This window comes from Acinetobacter sp. GQ146 (assembly GCF_059758585.1).
The window spans coordinates 217,277-234,225 of the sequence record NZ_JCAXDV010000001.1 but is presented as its reverse complement, the minus strand read 5'-3'; the positions used below and the strand labels follow the sequence as shown (position 1 = coordinate 234,225).

At 42.4% G+C, this 16,949-nt stretch carries 15 protein-coding genes; 3 read left to right on the top strand and 12 right to left on the bottom strand.

Features of this window, described 5'->3' with window-relative positions; all coding sequences use genetic code 11:
* Positions 1-492: 492 nt before the first annotated feature.
* From AC6CHI_RS01065 to AC6CHI_RS01050, 4 genes are read right to left on the bottom strand one after another with little or no spacing between them, the layout of a single operon-like run.
* Positions 493-1,923, bottom strand: coding sequence for an amidohydrolase family protein (locus tag AC6CHI_RS01065; protein WP_498119091.1), 1,431 nt, complete (start codon positions 1,921-1,923; stop codon positions 493-495).
* Positions 1,924-2,718 (bottom strand): ABC transporter permease, encoded by a 795-nt coding sequence (locus tag AC6CHI_RS01060; RefSeq protein WP_498119090.1) that lies wholly within the window; start codon positions 2,716-2,718, stop codon positions 1,924-1,926.
* Positions 2,711-3,532, bottom strand: a complete 822-nt coding sequence (locus tag AC6CHI_RS01055; RefSeq protein WP_498119089.1) for an ABC transporter ATP-binding protein — start codon at positions 3,530-3,532, stop codon at positions 2,711-2,713. Before AC6CHI_RS01055 ends, AC6CHI_RS01060 begins: the two co-directional genes overlap by 8 nt.
* 50 nt (positions 3,533-3,582) lie before the next feature.
* On the bottom strand, positions 3,583-4,563 hold the full coding sequence (locus AC6CHI_RS01050; protein ID WP_498119088.1) for an ABC transporter substrate-binding protein: 981 nt from the start codon (positions 4,561-4,563) through the stop codon (positions 3,583-3,585).
* A 663-nt stretch (positions 4,564-5,226) separates the two neighbouring features.
* On the opposite strand from AC6CHI_RS01050, the gene AC6CHI_RS01045 reads away from it, so the two are divergent.
* Complete coding sequence (locus AC6CHI_RS01045) at positions 5,227-6,240, top strand: isopenicillin N synthase family dioxygenase (RefSeq protein WP_498119087.1); 1,014 nt, start codon at positions 5,227-5,229, stop codon at positions 6,238-6,240.
* A gap of 13 nt (positions 6,241-6,253) precedes the next feature.
* Here the strand turns inward: AC6CHI_RS01045 and AC6CHI_RS01040 are convergent, their stop codons facing one another.
* Both AC6CHI_RS01040 and alc read right to left on the bottom strand, forming a co-directional pair.
* A complete protein-coding gene (locus AC6CHI_RS01040; RefSeq protein WP_498119086.1) occupies positions 6,254-6,790 on the bottom strand; it encodes an ureidoglycolate lyase in 537 nt (178 codons plus the stop codon).
* Positions 6,791-6,858: 68 nt separating this feature from the next.
* Positions 6,859-7,866 (bottom strand): allantoicase, encoded by a 1,008-nt coding sequence (alc, locus tag AC6CHI_RS01035; protein ID WP_498119085.1) that lies wholly within the window; start codon positions 7,864-7,866, stop codon positions 6,859-6,861.
* Positions 7,867-8,028: 162 nt separating this feature from the next.
* Between alc and AC6CHI_RS01030 the strand changes: the two genes are divergently transcribed.
* Together AC6CHI_RS01030 and hpxO are read left to right on the top strand one after the other, a co-directional pair.
* Complete coding sequence (locus AC6CHI_RS01030) at positions 8,029-8,745, top strand: FadR/GntR family transcriptional regulator (protein ID WP_498119084.1); 717 nt, start codon at positions 8,029-8,031, stop codon at positions 8,743-8,745.
* A gap of 434 nt (positions 8,746-9,179) precedes the next feature.
* Positions 9,180-10,337, top strand: a complete 1,158-nt coding sequence (hpxO, locus tag AC6CHI_RS01025) for an FAD-dependent urate hydroxylase HpxO (RefSeq protein ID WP_498119083.1) — start codon at positions 9,180-9,182, stop codon at positions 10,335-10,337.
* Between the two features lie 105 nt (positions 10,338-10,442).
* Here hpxO and AC6CHI_RS01020 read toward each other — a convergent pair whose 3' ends face one another.
* From AC6CHI_RS01020 to AC6CHI_RS00995, 6 genes are all read right to left on the bottom strand, one after another.
* Positions 10,443-11,738 carry an OprD family porin gene (locus AC6CHI_RS01020; RefSeq protein WP_498119082.1) on the bottom strand — a complete coding sequence of 432 codons (1,296 nt, stop codon included), beginning with the start codon at positions 11,736-11,738 and terminating at the stop codon, positions 10,443-10,445.
* Positions 11,739-11,921: 183 nt separating this feature from the next.
* Positions 11,922-13,301 (bottom strand): nucleobase:cation symporter-2 family protein, encoded by a 1,380-nt coding sequence (locus AC6CHI_RS01015; RefSeq protein WP_498119081.1) that lies wholly within the window; start codon positions 13,299-13,301, stop codon positions 11,922-11,924.
* A gap of 48 nt (positions 13,302-13,349) precedes the next feature.
* Positions 13,350-13,685 carry a hydroxyisourate hydrolase gene (gene uraH, locus AC6CHI_RS01010; protein WP_498119080.1) on the bottom strand — a complete coding sequence of 112 codons (336 nt, stop codon included), beginning with the start codon at positions 13,683-13,685 and terminating at the stop codon, positions 13,350-13,352.
* Positions 13,686-14,186, bottom strand: coding sequence for a 2-oxo-4-hydroxy-4-carboxy-5-ureidoimidazoline decarboxylase (gene uraD, locus AC6CHI_RS01005; protein ID WP_458890897.1), 501 nt, complete (start codon positions 14,184-14,186; stop codon positions 13,686-13,688).
* A gap of 211 nt (positions 14,187-14,397) precedes the next feature.
* Positions 14,398-15,060, bottom strand: a complete 663-nt coding sequence (locus AC6CHI_RS01000) for a helix-turn-helix transcriptional regulator (RefSeq protein ID WP_458890898.1) — start codon at positions 15,058-15,060, stop codon at positions 14,398-14,400.
* A 197-nt stretch (positions 15,061-15,257) separates the two neighbouring features.
* On the bottom strand, positions 15,258-16,664 hold the full coding sequence (locus tag AC6CHI_RS00995) for an aldehyde dehydrogenase family protein (RefSeq protein WP_498119079.1): 1,407 nt from the start codon (positions 16,662-16,664) through the stop codon (positions 15,258-15,260).
* Positions 16,665-16,949 lie beyond the last annotated feature (285 nt).

Below are 16,949 nucleotides of genomic sequence, written 5' to 3'. Positions count from 1 at the left end.
TTAAAATTCATACAAAATACATTTTATTATTTTTAAGAAAGCGACAAAAAAGCTAAAATACAGACATTATATGTCACAAAAATACCAAGAAAACATTTTCATAAATTTGTAAAACTCTATTTGTGACTCTGTAGTAAATATTTAAAAATAGCAATAATATCAATAGATTAATAAAAATTTAAACTTTTAAAAATCATATACCGACATAATCATTTTATATGTATAATAAAAATATAGTGAGGTAGAGTATTTAATCAGGCGATTAGTACCTTAACCAATAAATAAATACACATATATGCATATTCAAATATAAAACCTACTAACAATCAGCAAAAATTAAAACATCGCCTTACTAGTAGTATTTTATTCAATCTCCAAATTGTTTTATATATTTTAAATACATTTAATATAATAAATAAACCTCAAACAAGCTTATACCCTGATAAACTTATTTGAAGGTTTATTCTAAGTTATATATTCAACAGAATTACTTTAAGCAATTTTTAAGGTGCGTTGCTGTAGCAACTGCACTGCCTCTCTTGCCTGCCAAGCCAATTCCTGCATATCCATATTCGGAATCTGATCATGTTGCATCACCATCTCTCCGGCAATAAACATGGCTTTAATATGTGCACGTCCACCACTGGCAATTGGACCAATCGCCATATCATGCAGCCCGAAATAACGCGGATCATCCAGTTGATACAACACAAAATCTGCTTGCTGTCCGACCTCAAGTGTTCCGACTTGCTCAAAACCTAAGATTTTTGCACCGCCCGCAGATCCCCAACGTACAATATCTTCAATGGTAGCGGCATCGGCTCCACCCTCAAATTGCCCTCCTTGATATTGTGGTACAGCCAACATGCCTTTACGTGCACGTTGCATGAGCCATGCCGCATGGGTTTCGGACAACATATCTGCGGCTTCATTCGAGGCTGCACCATCTACCCCAATGGATATGGTCATGCCTGCCTGTTCTAAAGCAATTAAATCGGCAATGCCACTGCCCAATCGGGCATTACTTTGTGGACAATGCGCAATCCCAGTACGAGTTTGTCCTAGAATCTGAATCTCCTCGGGCAATAATTTCACCAGATGTGCAAACCAGACATCTGAACCAACCCAGTCATGTTCCGCACAAAACTGTACAGGGCTCATGCCAAACTTCTTTTGTGCTGCATCCAAATAGTCGACTGTTTCTGATAAATGACTATGTAATCCAATGCCTAACTGACGCGCGAATTTGGCACTCTCGCGTAACTGAACTGGCGTGGTGGAATGCAGGCAGGTGGTCGGTGCCATGACAATTTTTCGCATGGCATGTGCATCCTTCTGATGATATTGCTGCACCAAACGTTCGACATCGGCCAAATAATCTTCAAATTTCTCGGCACGTAAAGCTTGAGGTAATTCACTCTCTAAACCACGCGTTTGGGTTGCCCCTCCACGGCACAACACAAAACGCATTCCCAGTTTTTCAACTTCATCAAATAAAATCGCAGCACCATCAAACGGCATATTAGGCCAATATAAATAATGATGGTCAGCCACTGTGGCACAACCCGAGCGTAATAACTCAATTAAGCCAATCCGAACTGCTATACGGAAGGTTTCCTCATCAAAAGCCCCGCGAAAACGATACGGTGTACTAGCTAACCACGGTGTTAAACTTTGATTTAAGCCTTGTGGCTCGCCTTTGAGTAATGACTGAAATAAATGATGATGCGTATTCACCCACGCGGGGTAAATCACACAGTCTTTTGCATCCATCAAGGTATCTTCGGGTAATGGACTCAAATCGCCAATTGCACTAATTTTTCCATTCTGTATACGAATATCTGCTGCTGTTGCACGCGCACTTTCTCCAGCCAAGCCAGTTAAAATGGCATAGGCATTTTTGATTAAATATTGTGTTGTCATTTAAGCCTGCTCACTCTCATGCCATTTGCTTAGAAATAAAGTACTCAGCCAAGACATGGCCATAAACAGTGCCAGCCCTGTACAGGTAATCAGCAATAAGGCGGCAAACATTAACGGTAAATCCAGCTGAAAACCTGCTTGTAAAATTTGATAGGCCAGTCCGGCACTGGTGCCCCCTGTGCCCGCCACAAATTCAGACACCACCGCACCAATCAGTGCCAAACCACATGAAATACGTAAACCTCCAAAGAAGTATGGCAAGGCATTCGGTACCCGCAAGCGCATCAGGATTTGCCAGCGACTGGCTTTATTGATTTGAAATAAATTGAGCAGGCCTTTATTGACACTGCGTAAACCCAGCGTGGTATTGGTTAAAATTGGAAAAATCGCGACCAGCATGGCACAGACCACCAAGGCCAAAGTGGTATTTTGAATCCAGATAATCACCAAGGGGGCAATCGCGACAATCGGGGTCACCTGAAATAAAATCGCATAAGGCATGAAGCAGGCTTCAATGACTCGGCTTTGTACAAACAGGAACGCCACCAAGGTACCGATAATCACCGCACTGAAAAATGCCAATAAGGTGATTTTTAACGTGACCCATAAACTGCCCAATAACAATCCAGACTGATTGACCATGGTCAGGGCAATATCACTCGGTTTTGGCACAATATAGACTGGCACATGAAGCTGCTGAAAACTAATTTGCCAGGTCAAAAGTAACAGCAAACCTAAAATCATAGGAGCAGCAACTCGTTGAATAGCGGGATTTTTGATGAGTGGTTTAAGCATGGTCTGACCCTCCACTCGCTTGCGCTAAGATTTGAGACAATTGTGAGCACTGTTGAATAAAGACTTCAGACGTTCGAAACGATTCATCTCGTGCTATTGGCCCATCAATTGTAATATCCGCCATAATGCGACCTGGTCGCGCGCCCATCACAATCACTCGTGAAGACAAATACACGGCTTCATAAATACTGTGGGTCACAAACACCACTGTGAGGTCTCGCTCTGACCAAAGTGTACGAATATCACTGTCTAATTTATGACGGGTAAACTCATCCAAGGCACCAAATGGCTCATCCATGAGTAACAAGTCTGGCTCCGTCACCAAAGCACGTGCTAATGAAGCACGCATTTGCATTCCGCCTGAAAGTTCACGTGAGTAGGCTTGGCTAAAATTTTCCAAACCGACAGCTTTTAGGGCATCATGCACTTTAGGATTTCCTTTTGATTTGGCAAGACCCTGCAAATCTAGCGGTAACCGTACATTATCTTCAATATTTGCCCAAGGCATTAAGGTTGCCTCTTGAAACACCATTGCCATTTTGCATTGCGACTGCATGTCACTTTTGCCATTCCAGCGCACCTGCCCTGCCGAAGGCTGTTCCAGATCGGCAAACATTTTTAATAAGGTACTTTTGCCACAGCCTGAAGGCCCCAACAAAGACACGATTTCACCACGAGTAATATCAACATCTAAGCGCTGTAAGGCCTGAGTACCATTGGCATAAGTTTTTTCTACCCCGCGTGCCATTAACATAGGTGCAACAAAACTACTTGATTCTTCTATTAATTTATCTATGGGTAATGCAAAGTTCATGAGGTTTCCCCTTCAGGCAATCGCCTTATTTTCTTTACCGAATGGTTGTCTTATTTTTTGGCCGATGTGACAAATTGAGTGGTATACGCCGCTTTCCAATTGGTCTTACTATTCAGTAATCCTGCACCCACCATAAAATCCCGGGTAGCTTTCCAGCGTGCATCCGTCATGACACCAATCCCTTTGGTTTTTGCATCACTACCATCAATTAGCTGTAACTTTTTCATTTGTGCGACAGCAAATGCGAGCAAATCATCCTGCATATTCGGGTTTTCTTTTTTTATGATGGCGTTGCCTAAGCGAGGATCCGCCAAATAGTTTTTCCAGCCCTCCATCGAGGCCTTAACAAAACGCTGTAGCACTTCTGGTTTAGTTTGAATCACATCATTTCGTGTCACTAAAATGCCACCATAAGCGGGATAGCCATTGTCGGCAAATAGGAAGAATTTACTGGATGGCTCGGCTTTTTTGGCTTGGAACACTTCTGAGGTGGCATACGCTTGTTGGGCAACATTTTTTCCTGCTAGAAAAGGCTGCATATTAAAAGTATAAGGACGCGCTTGAGCAGCATCTAACTTGTATTTGGCTTTTAACCAAGGCCACCAGCTGGCTTGTCCACTGGTCGAGACTAAAATGGTTTTGCCTTTCAAATCTGCCAAAGATTTGACATCGGCATGGGTCAGCATTCCTTGAGGATCAAACTGAAAAGGCGCAGCAATCGCTTTAATCGGGAAATTACTTTCAATGCCTTTCAGCACTTGTAAATCATAATTAATAATAATATCGGCGCGTTTTGATAACAGGAGCGTCATATTATTGACTTGTGGACCACCGACTTTAATTTCGACATCTAAGCCATATTTTTTATAGATTCCCTGCGCTAAAGCCTGATAATAGCCGCCTTGTTCTGCTTGGGCATACCATGTGGTTTGTAACACCAACTTGTCAGCCGCCTGTGTGAATGGACTCAGCAATAAAGCGCTTACAAGAAATGCGAAACGACCTTTGCCTACACGATGATGAATTTTCATAACGACAACCCCTAAAATATGTATCAACTCATTTTTGCTATTCTTTTAGGGGAAAATGCTGAAATACATTTACTCTCAAAGCCAAGCCAAACTCGACTTTGTCCCCTAATGAGGAACAGCCAACGCTGTAGAGCAATGTCCCATGTGTTCAGTACACACTAACCGCTTATACTCAAGTTAGATTTAGCAAGCTCTATGCCAAAATAATTTTTTTATGCTTTTCCAATGTGTTTATTAAAAATACATTTCGCTAATTTGATTTTAGGCTGTGTAATTTCGCGGATTGCGACACTTGGCTTGATTAGCTGCAATCCACCACAAAAACTTTGCACTCATTTATTGCAAACCACGGTATAAAAATGCTCCATTGCTGTGCTACCGCCAGCAGCTCACTCATTTTACTGTCGTAAAACCTATTTTAAGTATCTCAAACAGCTATTTCACTCAGGCTCTAATTATCTGGTATAGAAAATGCTTATGTTTTGCAGTCAGAGTAGAAGCGTTCAGCAGTGTTGTCGAATTTGGTCATCGCTGTGGGTCATTGCTCAGAAATATGCTCATGTTCTTGTTCGCAAGAATATGTGCCTTTTTTTTGAACCCGTGACCTATGCTCTTGCCTACAGCGAGTTTGGGTCACACTCATCCCAAAATTGAGGTGAAACGATGAACACAGCAAACCTGACCCGATTGGCTGAAAGCGATTACAGCTTAGATGAACTCAATAAAGAAGCGCGTATGGGAGCTTTCGGTCAGGAAACCTTTGAGCGTGAAGTTCGGATTATTGATTTATCCGACTTTGAGCAACGCAAATATGAAATTGCCGAACAGCTCTGGAGTGCAGCAACCGATATTGGTTTTTTCCAGGTCTCCAATCATGGCATTCCCGCAGAGCAAATTGATCAAGCCTTTGCCATGACGGAACAATTTTTCCAACTGCCTGAACAGGTCAAAGCACAATATCCGTTAAACCGTAATGCAGGCTGGGAAAGTAAGGCGCAAGTTCGCCCCTCGACCCATACCCCCGACCAGAAAGAATCCTATCAAATTACCCGTCCACGCATGGCTGGACTGTACCCTTCCGAACAAGAATTACCCCAGTTCCAACACACCATGCTCAATTTTGAGCAAGCATGTTGGCAAGTCGGTATGAAAATTTTGTCCTGCTTTGCCTATAAACTGGGCTTTGCCGATGACTTTTTTACCCATGCGCATAATCCTGAGCAAGCAAGCTATCAAAGCACTTTACGCATGCTGCATTACTATGCGGTCGACCCTGCTTTGAAAGAGCAACTGGGTTTATGGCGTGCAGGGGCACATACTGACTTTGACTGCCTGACTTTATTGTTCCAGCGTCATGGACAAGGTGGTTTACAGGTCTGTCCGGGTAAAGATATGGAACAGCAACAATGGACCAGTATAGAACCACATAATGATGTGATCACCTGTAATATTGGCGATATGCTGATGCGCTGGAGCGATGACCAGCTACCCTCAAATTTCCATCGCGTTAAAAATCCAGAAGCGCATGAATATCAGGGGGCACGCTATAGCTTAGCTTTTTTCTGCCAAGCCAATGAAGATGTCGTCATTGAAAGTCCGGCGCATAAGTATCCTGCGATTACTGCGCGTGAATATTTAAAACAACGGATTAGTGCCAATTTTGAAGGGAAATACTGAAAGACAAACACAGTCAGAGCTTGATTCGCTCTGGCTGTGTAGAAGATTCAATAATATCTATCGGCCGTGACAAATGATGAATATCACAGTTGGGTTCCGAACCGATTCGATCCACCACCAAGAAATCACTCTCCGCTTCAAGCGTGATTAAAGGATGATGCCAAACGCCTTGATGATAGGTAATACCTTGCTGACCATTGCTTAAAAATGCGGAAATTTTGGCTTCATCTGGTTCAGCCTCATTCAAAGGCAATGCCACCACAATAATAAATTTTTGCTGGGCAAGTGGAATAAAAGATTGCGAACCGAGTGGATGCCGCTCCAACATATGAATGTTGAATGGTAAAACTGTCGCCTGAAGATTATGAAAAACACTTAAACCGACTGCCCCATTTTCGCCCCCCAACTGGGTCAAAGACAGTGCATGATAGCGCTGGGTCAAACCTTGATTAATCGGAAAACTCTCACGTTGTTCCGTTTCAATCACATCACCAAAAGCAGCAAAATTTTCCCGAGTTAAGGGACGAATAATAATTTGATTTTCACGCATCTCGACTTCTTCACTTTTGATTAGGGTGGGTCAGCCGCTAACTTTAGCAGCTGACCACGTAGCATTTATCAACCTAAGATTTTCCCCCATAAGCGAATCCGACTGATACCTCCATCTGGAATCATATTGACCCGGATATAATTGATTTTTTGATGCGGCAAAATCTCAGCACTGTAACCATGCTGCTGATCCATGCTTAACGGTTGTTGGTCCAGTAAAAAATTCCAGAACATGCTTTGCGGAATCAGTTGTGCGTCGGTAGCATTTTCCACATAAGCCGCCTGAATCGAGCAAAATGCAGGGAAATTCCCTTTAAAAAATGCGGTATCGACTTCGATTTTTTCGACCTGTCCTGCCTGTGCTAAAGCAATAATGCACCAGTCAAAACCAGGAGCACGACGACGTTTGGTTTCCCAGCCATCGCCCATATTGATGCCTTGGTCAGGTTTAATCAGATTATTCGGATGACCAAAATGCGCATCACTAAAGGCCACAATACGTCCGCCATTTTTCAGCCCAATCAAATCCAGTATTTGATCTGGATCAATCTTTTCCAGCACCACCTGACCATAGACACGGAGTCGCGCGATGCCACCATCAGGAAAAATATTGATCCGAATATGACTCAGCTTCGGACTAGTTTCACAACTAAAAACATGGTGTTGGTCTGGTGACAGTCCCGAATTTTCTAATAAAGTCATCCATTCGACTTGTTCCAGCTGATCATCTGGGGCGTAACAGCCTTCAATCGAAGCTGATGCTGGGTAATTCCCCGTAAAAAAAGAGGTATCAATATCGAAGCCTGAAATTTTCCCAGCAACCCCTAAACGAACAATACACCAGTCATAACCCGCTTCACGTTTACGTCGGGTTTCCCAGCCATCCATCCATTTACCATGATCATCATATTTGCCCTCAATAAATTGCGCAGGTTCTGCTTGAAGCATGCGCTCGGCACTGGCAAAGAACTCATCGGAGCAAGCTACAATACTGGCCCCTATGCGCGCATCGGCTAAGTTGGTGAGACCACTGAGTTGTTCTGGTAAATTTACAGATTTGGCAATATGCACTGTCATTGATCATTCCTCATATCTTTTCGATGATCATTATGCAAAAACCAGTCCAACTGGTCTGACCTGTTGTAAAAATTGTGCCGATGCGACGCGATTAGTTCATTTCATCTCGGCTTTTTTGTGTAGAATCAAGGTGTTCAATTTGATTAGGATGCAGTGCCTATTATGAAGCCACAAGCAATTTCCAGTGGAAAATCCTCTCAGGTCACTGAGCAAGCCGTCGAAGTGATTCATCAGCGCATTCAGCAAGGCCTGTATGCCATCGGTTCGGTTTTACCGTCGCAGCGTGACCTAGCCCTTCAACTGGGAATCAGTCGTGCCTCTTTACGTGAGGCGGTCACTCGGCTGGCAGCTTTAGGTTTACTCGAAATTAAAGCCGGCAAAGGCGTGTATGTCATTTCCCAACACAGTCGAGCCTCCGAGCAATGGGAAGGTGAACATCGGGTCTCGTTAAAAGACTTTTATCAATTGCGCTATGTTTTAGAAAGTTTTTCTGCCCTATTGGCATGTGAATATTTAACTGCGGACGACAAAACGCTATTGCAGCAGTATCATGAACAGCTCACTCAAGCCATTCAACAGCAAGATTGGCCTGCGGCCTCTGAATCTGATTATGCCTTTCATCAGCACATTATCGATTTAAGCCATAATCAATCAATTATTCAAACACTTAAACTTCATACCGAATGGATCAAAAAGAGCCAGATCTTACCCTTTCTACAACCTAATTTGGCCTATAAAACCATTCAGGAACATGAACAGATTTTAAATGCCCTATTTGCCCAAGATGCTCTAGCAGCTGAAAAAGCCATGCAAAACCATATTATTGGGGCAGCACAGCGTGCGGGCGTGTATTTTTCAAGACATCAAACCCTCATTTAAAGCAATTGGATCGTCACTGCCCATCCTTGCATCTTCTGAACAAAATGTCGGTAGCCGATACGCACCCGAATAAATCTATCCGTCTTGTCCTGCTTGATTTGTCGTGTTCCTTACAAGGCTATTCTTCAGATCCTCAAGACTGGCCTTGAAGCTTAAATCGGCACTCGCAACCGACTAATTTTTTTTCTGACTCGACATAGAAATTTCATCAGCCCCTGAGTGCTCTCCCTCACATTTGCACAAGCGTTGAGTCATGCTGCACTGTTATTTAGCAAGCTATAACACCATTCGGTGCACCCTGTTATTTTATGCATGCTAATGAGGCATAACACTGGTCTTACCAGTAAAACCAGTAGCCAATACTTGGCACACTTCTCGCTTAATCCTCCTTATTGATTTTTATTTTTTCATTCAAATTCTATAAGGTTGAGACGATGAACATTGCAATTGTAGGTGCAGGTATGGGCGGGCTAACTGCGGGTATTGCATTAAAAAAATTTGGTCATCAAGTGACTATTTATGAGCAAGCCACCGAGATTTTACCCGTCGGTGCAGCCATTTCGTTGTGGTCAAATGGCGTGAAATGTCTGAACTATTTGGGCTTAACCGACGAAATTCAGGCTTTAGGTGGTGAAATGGAATCGCTGGCCTATGTCGACGGTTTAAATCAACAGACCATGACCCAATTTAGCTTGTCCCCGCTGTATAAAGAAGTGGGACAAAAAGCCTACCCAGTGTCTCGTGCCGATTTACAACACTTATTAATGCAAAAATTCGGAACTGAGCAGATCCACCTTGGTAAAAAAATGATCCGCATTGAAGATCAGCAGTCCAATGTCACGATTCATTTTGAAGATGGTTGTTCTGTACAAGCCGATTTACTGATTGGTGCAGATGGCACACATTCTCTAAGTCGCCAATATGTATTGGGACATTCCGTAGAACGTCGCTATGCTGGCTATGTAAACTGGAATGGATTAGTCGAAATTAATGCAGAACTTGCCCCGGCACAACAGTGGACCACCTTTATTGGCGAAGGAAAGCGGGTCTCCCTCATGCCGGTAGCCAACAACCGCTTTTACTTTTTCTTTGATGTTCCTTTAGATGCGGGTTTACCCAACCACCGTGATCAGTATAAAACCTTATTAAAACAATATTTCAAGGGATGGTGTACACCAGTACAGCAGCTCATTGATGCCATCGATGAACAAAAAACCAATCGTGTCGAAATTCATGATATTGAGCCATTCATGGACTTTTATAATGGTCATGTGGTGTTACTGGGGGATGCGGCGCATAGCACCACACCAGATATTGGGCAAGGGGGCTGTCAAGCCATGGAAGATGCCATTTATTTAGCACGTGCCTTACAAATCAATACCTTTGGTTTAGATGATGCTTTGACACGTTATCAAAATAAGCGCAATCAACGTACCCGTGAAATGGTACTCCGCGCACGCAAACGCTGTGATGTCACCCATATGAAAGATCGCCAGTTAACCGAAGAATGGTATCAATCGCTGTATCAAGAACAAGGAGGCCATATTATGCAAGGCATCCTCAGTAATATTGTCGGCAATCCGCTAGACTAAACATTTACGCAAACTTAAGCCCCGATTTCGGGGCTTTTTTGTATTTATAGCTCAGTACAAAAACAGCATTCTTGCTCTCACAAAAATGCTGTTTCAGTGCTTATGTTAAAATTTATAGGCAATGGCAAAACGGTTTTGTAAGAAGTCCTTGTTATAACGCGGTGAAGTTTGAATCCCCGCAAAGTTACTGACACTCAAACCTTTCAGTGCCCCAGTAAAATTATAGATTGCAAACAACATATATTCTGACTGATTACGACTCTCTACATTTTCGGCTTCTTTCAAATCCATGAATGAATAGCGCACTCCACCAATCAGTTGATCTGTTAACAGACCATCGAGGGACACCATTAGCGCATTGCCAGCACCTAAATCTTGAGTACTGGTGAAAAATGGTTGGGCAAAAATTTCACCCGATGAGGTTTTCGTGGCATATGGTGTCAATAATGCACCATTCAAATAACTCTCATGCTCTGGTTTAATATAGTCATAAGCGAGTTTTAAAGTGGCTTTGGGTACGACCTTAAATGCGGCTTGTACCCCAAAAATATTACTGTTCACATCCCCTGCCAACGCCTTGCCTTGCTCTCGTCCATAGATATACTGCATAGAAAATTCAGGTGAAGTTTTCCATAGAGGGAAGCTCAAATCAGCCTGGGTATAAATCAAATCGGTATAGTCATCATAGCTTTGATACCACACTTGTGCTTTTAGTTGTTTTTGCTGATCTAAATTAAAAGCTTTACCTAAACCAATCGACCAGACGCCATCAGTCTCCAGATTGGCATTTTGACGTGAAGTTTCAGTAAATTCATCATCGCCATAACTCTTGAATTTATTCACTTTGGTAAAACGTAAATAATCTTTATTGTTGCCAATCTGTACATCAGCAGCTTGGTAAAGATTCAGCAACACACGTCGATCAGCATAATCTCCCATAAACGGTAAATTTAAACGCTGATTACCGATGGTGACTCGTGCCCTATCATTTTTCCAAGTCACATAGGCTTCCGCTAAACCATCCCGGTCTTCTTTTAATTCTGAGACTTCAGGATGCTGGTTTTTCTCATCTAAGCGGCGTTGCAGGTCATAGCCAACCGCAGCCTGTACTCCATAAAATGGCGCGGTTTCATATTTAACATAGCCCCCAACCGATACCGTATCCTGATTTAAACCTTCGACAAAATAGGCATTATGAGTTGAATAATAGAGCGATTTGACTGCCCCATGCAGCGTACCACAGCCCAACATTTCGGACAGTGTCGCTACAGAATTGTTGTTGATTTGACACCCTTGTTGCAAATTCAACATCCCATTCAAACTGCTATCGGCGGCCCAGCCCGACATCGTTGCCAGCATGCTCAGCATCAACACGGCTGATTTCATTTTAAAGTTTTGCATTACAACCCCTAATTAACATTTTAAAAATAAATTACAGACAAACAGATACTTAAATATTTTTTATTGATCCATTCGGCTTTTTTAAAGTCAAAACTCTCCTCGACTTATGCCCCAATGGATAAGCCTCTTTAAAAGCGTAATTGACTAAAAAAAGGTGAACAAAGCGCGGTGCTCAGCCTACCATCAAGATGAGTGCTCGCTGTTAGCTGCGATTGGTGGCAGAGCAACTCCCGATTTACTCCACGGTAAGTGGTTAAATACAAGGTTGAGTAAGATCGCAGCAATACAGGTTGAACTAATGCCAGAATGCAGCAAGGTTTTTACCCATGTTGGAAATTGCGCATAAAATTCATGATTGACAATTGGAATCAAGCCGATAGCCAATGAAGTGGCCACAATAATTAAATTTTTGTTATCGCTAAAATCGACTTTGGCTAAAGTGCGAATTCCACTGGCCGCTACCGTACCAAATAACACAATCCCAGCACCACCTAAAACAGGCATCGGAATAGATGCAATTAAGCGTCCCACAATCGGTAACAGCCCCAATAAAATTAAAATCACACCGGCAGTCGCCACCACAAAGCGACTTTTTACCCCTGTAATTGCAACTAAACCCACGTTTTGTGCAAAGGCACTCTGAGAAAATGAACCAAATAACGGAGAAATAGCACTAGAAAGCATATCTGCACGCAAACCGTCGCCAATGCGTTTCGCATCCACAGGTGTACCGACCACTTCACCAATCGCAATCACATCTGCCGTAGTTTCCGTCATAATCACCAAAGTAACGATCAACATAGAAAAAATGGCTGTAAATTCAAATACGGGCAAACCAAAATGAAATACATTGGGAAACGCAATAATTGCTCCAGCCCCCACCTTGCTAAAATCGGTAAATCCCAAGCCCCAAGCCAGTAAAGTACCCAGCACAATCGCCACTAAAATTGCCAGACGACGTAGAATCACACTGTTTAACATGCTAAAAATCAGGACGATGAGCAAAGTCATGGCGGCAAGAGCAATATTGGCAGGATCCCCCCAGTTTTCAGCTTTAGGATTGCCTCCCATCATCCATCGAATTGCGACAGGTGTCAGCGATATCCCAATCATCATAATCACGCAGCCTGTGACAACTGGTGGGAAAAAGCGAATGATTTTCGAGAAAAAAGGCGTAAGCAGCAAACCAATCAAGGATGCGGCAATCACGGCACCATAGACCGTAGGCAATCCCCCTCCTGTACTTAAGATGGCCAAAATGGTGGCCACACCTGCAAAAGAAACGCCCTGAACAATCGGTAATTTTGCGCCAAAATGCTTCATGCCTAGGGTTTGTAAAACTGTCGCCAATCCACCTACAAATAAGGCGGCTGCAATCAATAAGCCAATTTCAGCAGCGCTCAGTCCTGCGGCTGCACCTATAATTAACGGGGGCGCAATAATCCCGCCATACATGGTCAAGACATGCTGTAAACCATAGATCAGATTTTTATGGAGGCCTAAATATTCATGCTCAGGGGCAACCTGCTGCCGAAGTGCCTGATTTGCATTTTCTTGCTGCATAACGAATTCCTCTAAAATTGCCAAATCATTATTTGGGGTTAAATACGATTAACTGCCGCGATAGGTTGAGTAAGAAAATGGGCTAATCAGCAGAGGAACATGGTAATGCTGCGCTGTATTCGCCACTTTAAAGTCGATAGTTACTCGCGGGTAAAAGCTTTCGACCTGCTGCTGCTCAAAGTAAGCGGCCACTTCAAACACCAATTGATAATTGCCCTGCTCAAACTGATCCAAGGCAAAAGCTTGGATTCGACCATCCTGATCAGTGTGTTGTGTATCTAACAGCACATAGCTATCGCCCAACTGTTTCTGTAATTTGACGACGACAGCAATTGCAGGCTGTCCAATAGAAGCATTTAAAATATGGGTACTAATTCCAGCCATTTATTGAATTTCCTGTTTTAAACGTAACAATGCGATTTCTGCCAACTGCTGTTGAACTTCTTGCTGTTCCTGTTCCACGCTATTGCTTAAACGACGATGTAATTCAGATAGCATTTCTTGCCCTGAACGCCCTGCGGCACGAATCAAAAAGATGTGTCCAAACTTGTGCTCATAATCCAGATTGCCCTGATACAGTGCTTGTTGTAATTCAGCATCTGTTCCCAATTGCGCCTGCTCCGTTTGGGAATAACTTTGCTCTTTTTCTGATAAAGCCACAGCCGCTTTACGCTCACCAATTCGTGGATGTTGTGCCAGTGCTTCAGCAATTTCAGGCCACTGCCATGTTTGGGCTTGTGCCGCAGCATATTGATAGAGTTGATCTTTTAGACTGAATGGTCGCTGTTGAACCAGAGACTCGACCCAAGTAGCAATATGTACGCAAGGCTGTAGCACGGCTTTGGCCTGTACAGGGCTTAATTGGTTAAACTCAGCTAGATTCATGTATGCTCCATTTCAAGTCATTGTCAGACTGGTCTGACCAGATGTCATAAAATAAGCAATGAATATGCCAAATGATGGAAAAATGCGAGGACACTACAAAACGAATGAGAACAACAGAACAACGGGGCTATTGCTAGCCGCATTAAATACAACCCAATTTTTTAATCTTATGCTCAAGTCATTTAGAAATCAGGGAGGATGATCAATTGAATTAACGTAAGAATTTACAGACTAATTCTTGGCGACTACTGACATTCACTTTTTGATAAATATGTTGCACATGGGTTTTAATGGTGGACAAACTACAGTTTAATTTTTTTGAGATTTGGCTCGCTTCTAAATTAGTAAATAATTCCTCTAACACCACCATTTCTTTTTTTGTTAAATGGTATTCATCCATCATTTTATCTCTATTCAGCACATCCACATGATGGTGAAAATGATCGATGGAGAGACGGTGAAAAGCTTCAAAAATCTTCTTTTCCTGTTCACTAAATTTAGCTTTGCCATGTTCGCGAAAAATACTGAATCCCAATACTGGCTGACCATTATGCTTCCGAAAGAAAAACTCGGCCGTATCATACACCTGCCATCTATTCATAAAATAACGGTAATTTTCATTGGGTTGATAGTGATCTAAAATCGCCACATTCTCTTGCCCATCATAAAAATGTCGAAAGCTCACAGGATCGTGTTCGATATGCAGATTCAAATACTCATCAATCGAACACTTTGGGATACCGACAACTTCAAAGCCATAGGCATGTTGGATATTGTCAATTTTATAGGTCAGAAATCCGTCCAAATCTGAGACGTGTTTAATCTGGTCGATAAAATTATGACTAAATTGCTGAATAAAATTTTGATTTAACATAAATTTTCACCATCCTTTGGAAAATTTAATCATACGGCTTGATCAATCCGCTTGGCTTCCTGCCAAGCATTTCCTTAAGCATCTTCATTTTTACCTAAAATGAGCAAATACCTAGCTCAGTTTTAATACCCTCAGTGCGAGCATATTAAAACTGATACCTGTATTTATGCCTAAGGATGATTGATCAATTCAATCAGTTATTGGCTAATATGAACAGCTTGTTTATGCGTGAACAGTAACAAACCACTTAATCCAAATGAGTAACCCAAGCCAGACATTTTCCAGCCCCCAAACTCAGCTGCGGGCGAGACATCCGAATGGCTGTTAATCCAAACCGTTCCGGTTTCCAGTTTGCTAGCAATGTCTTGTGCGCGCTCTAAATCTTTGCTCCAAACTGAACCACCCAAACCAAACTCGCTATTATTGGCACGTTCAATCACACTGTCTACATCACTGAACTTAATAATTGGCAGGACTGGACCAAACTGTTCTTCATCCACCAATGCTATACCTTCTTGAACATTGGTCACTAAAGTTGGCGGAATAAAATACCCTTGCTCACTCACAGGCTTATGTTCCGTAATAATCTGTCCACCCTTTGCCACAGCGTCTTCTATCAAAGCCTTGACTTTATTATATTGCGGACGGTTTTGGATGGGACCAAAAGTCGTGCTTTGTTCTAAGCCATTGCCAACCACTTGCGCATTGGCAATTTGAGCGAGTTTTTGTGTGAGCGCATCATAAACATTCTCATGCACATACAACCGTTTTAACGCGGCACAGGTTTGTCCCATATTTAAGAATGCAGAGCCAAAGATTTTCTCAGCCGCGACATCCACATCCACATCATCCAGAACAATCCCGACATCATTGCCACCAAGTTCCAGCACCACACTTTTTAAAGTATTCACGGAGTGTTTAAGAATACTTTGTCCTGTACGGGTTGAGCCTGTAAAGGTGACTTTATCAACATCAGGATGTTCGCTGAGTGCCTGTCCAACATCCCCTTTACCCAGCACGATATTACACACACCTTTCGGTAAATGGCGGTTGATAATTTCCACCAGTTTAATGGTACTGAGTGGGGTAAATTCTGAAGGTTTATTGACTACTGTATTCTTGGTTTTTAACGCTGGGAAGAAATGCCAGATTGCAATCATAAACGGCCAGTTCCAAGGTGTAATCGAGGCAACAACACCCAAGGGACGGTTATAGACTTTAATGGTTTTACCACTTGAATCAGGAATGGTCTCTACAGGCACTTCCAGACTCATAATATATTCAATCCAGCCTGCACCCGCTTCGACTTCAAACTGCGCCAATGCTAAAGGTTTACCTTGTTCCGTGGTAATCAATTCGGCAATTTGGTCTTTTTCAGCACGAATATCTTGGGCAATTTTGGCAAAACTTTCATTGATACTGTGATCAGACACATACTGCCATGTTTTAAAAGCCGCACGTGCCGCCTGAACAGCTTGATCGACCTGCTCAACAGTCGCACTGTTCATTTCCACGATAGTTTGCTCTGTGGCTGGGTTCAGCACTGCAAATGCTTCGCCTTGACCCACAACCGTTTCACCATTCAACAACATATTACTATTCATTTAACTCATATCCATATTGACATTCTTTTACACGAAGTTTATCGCTGATTATTCTTCATAAACTCATCCTTTCGGATGATTTTATCGCAACTCAGGATAAAACAATACACTTTTATTATAGTTTTTAAAATTAGGTATCAGTATTATTAAATGTAATTTTACATTAAATTATCAATAAATATCCAGCGAAAATTGTTGCAATATATGCTGTTTTAAAAGTTTCTTACACTCAATACGCGCTATGCCAACAGCAGCAAAATGTATTGTCCAGATTAAGTATTTCTC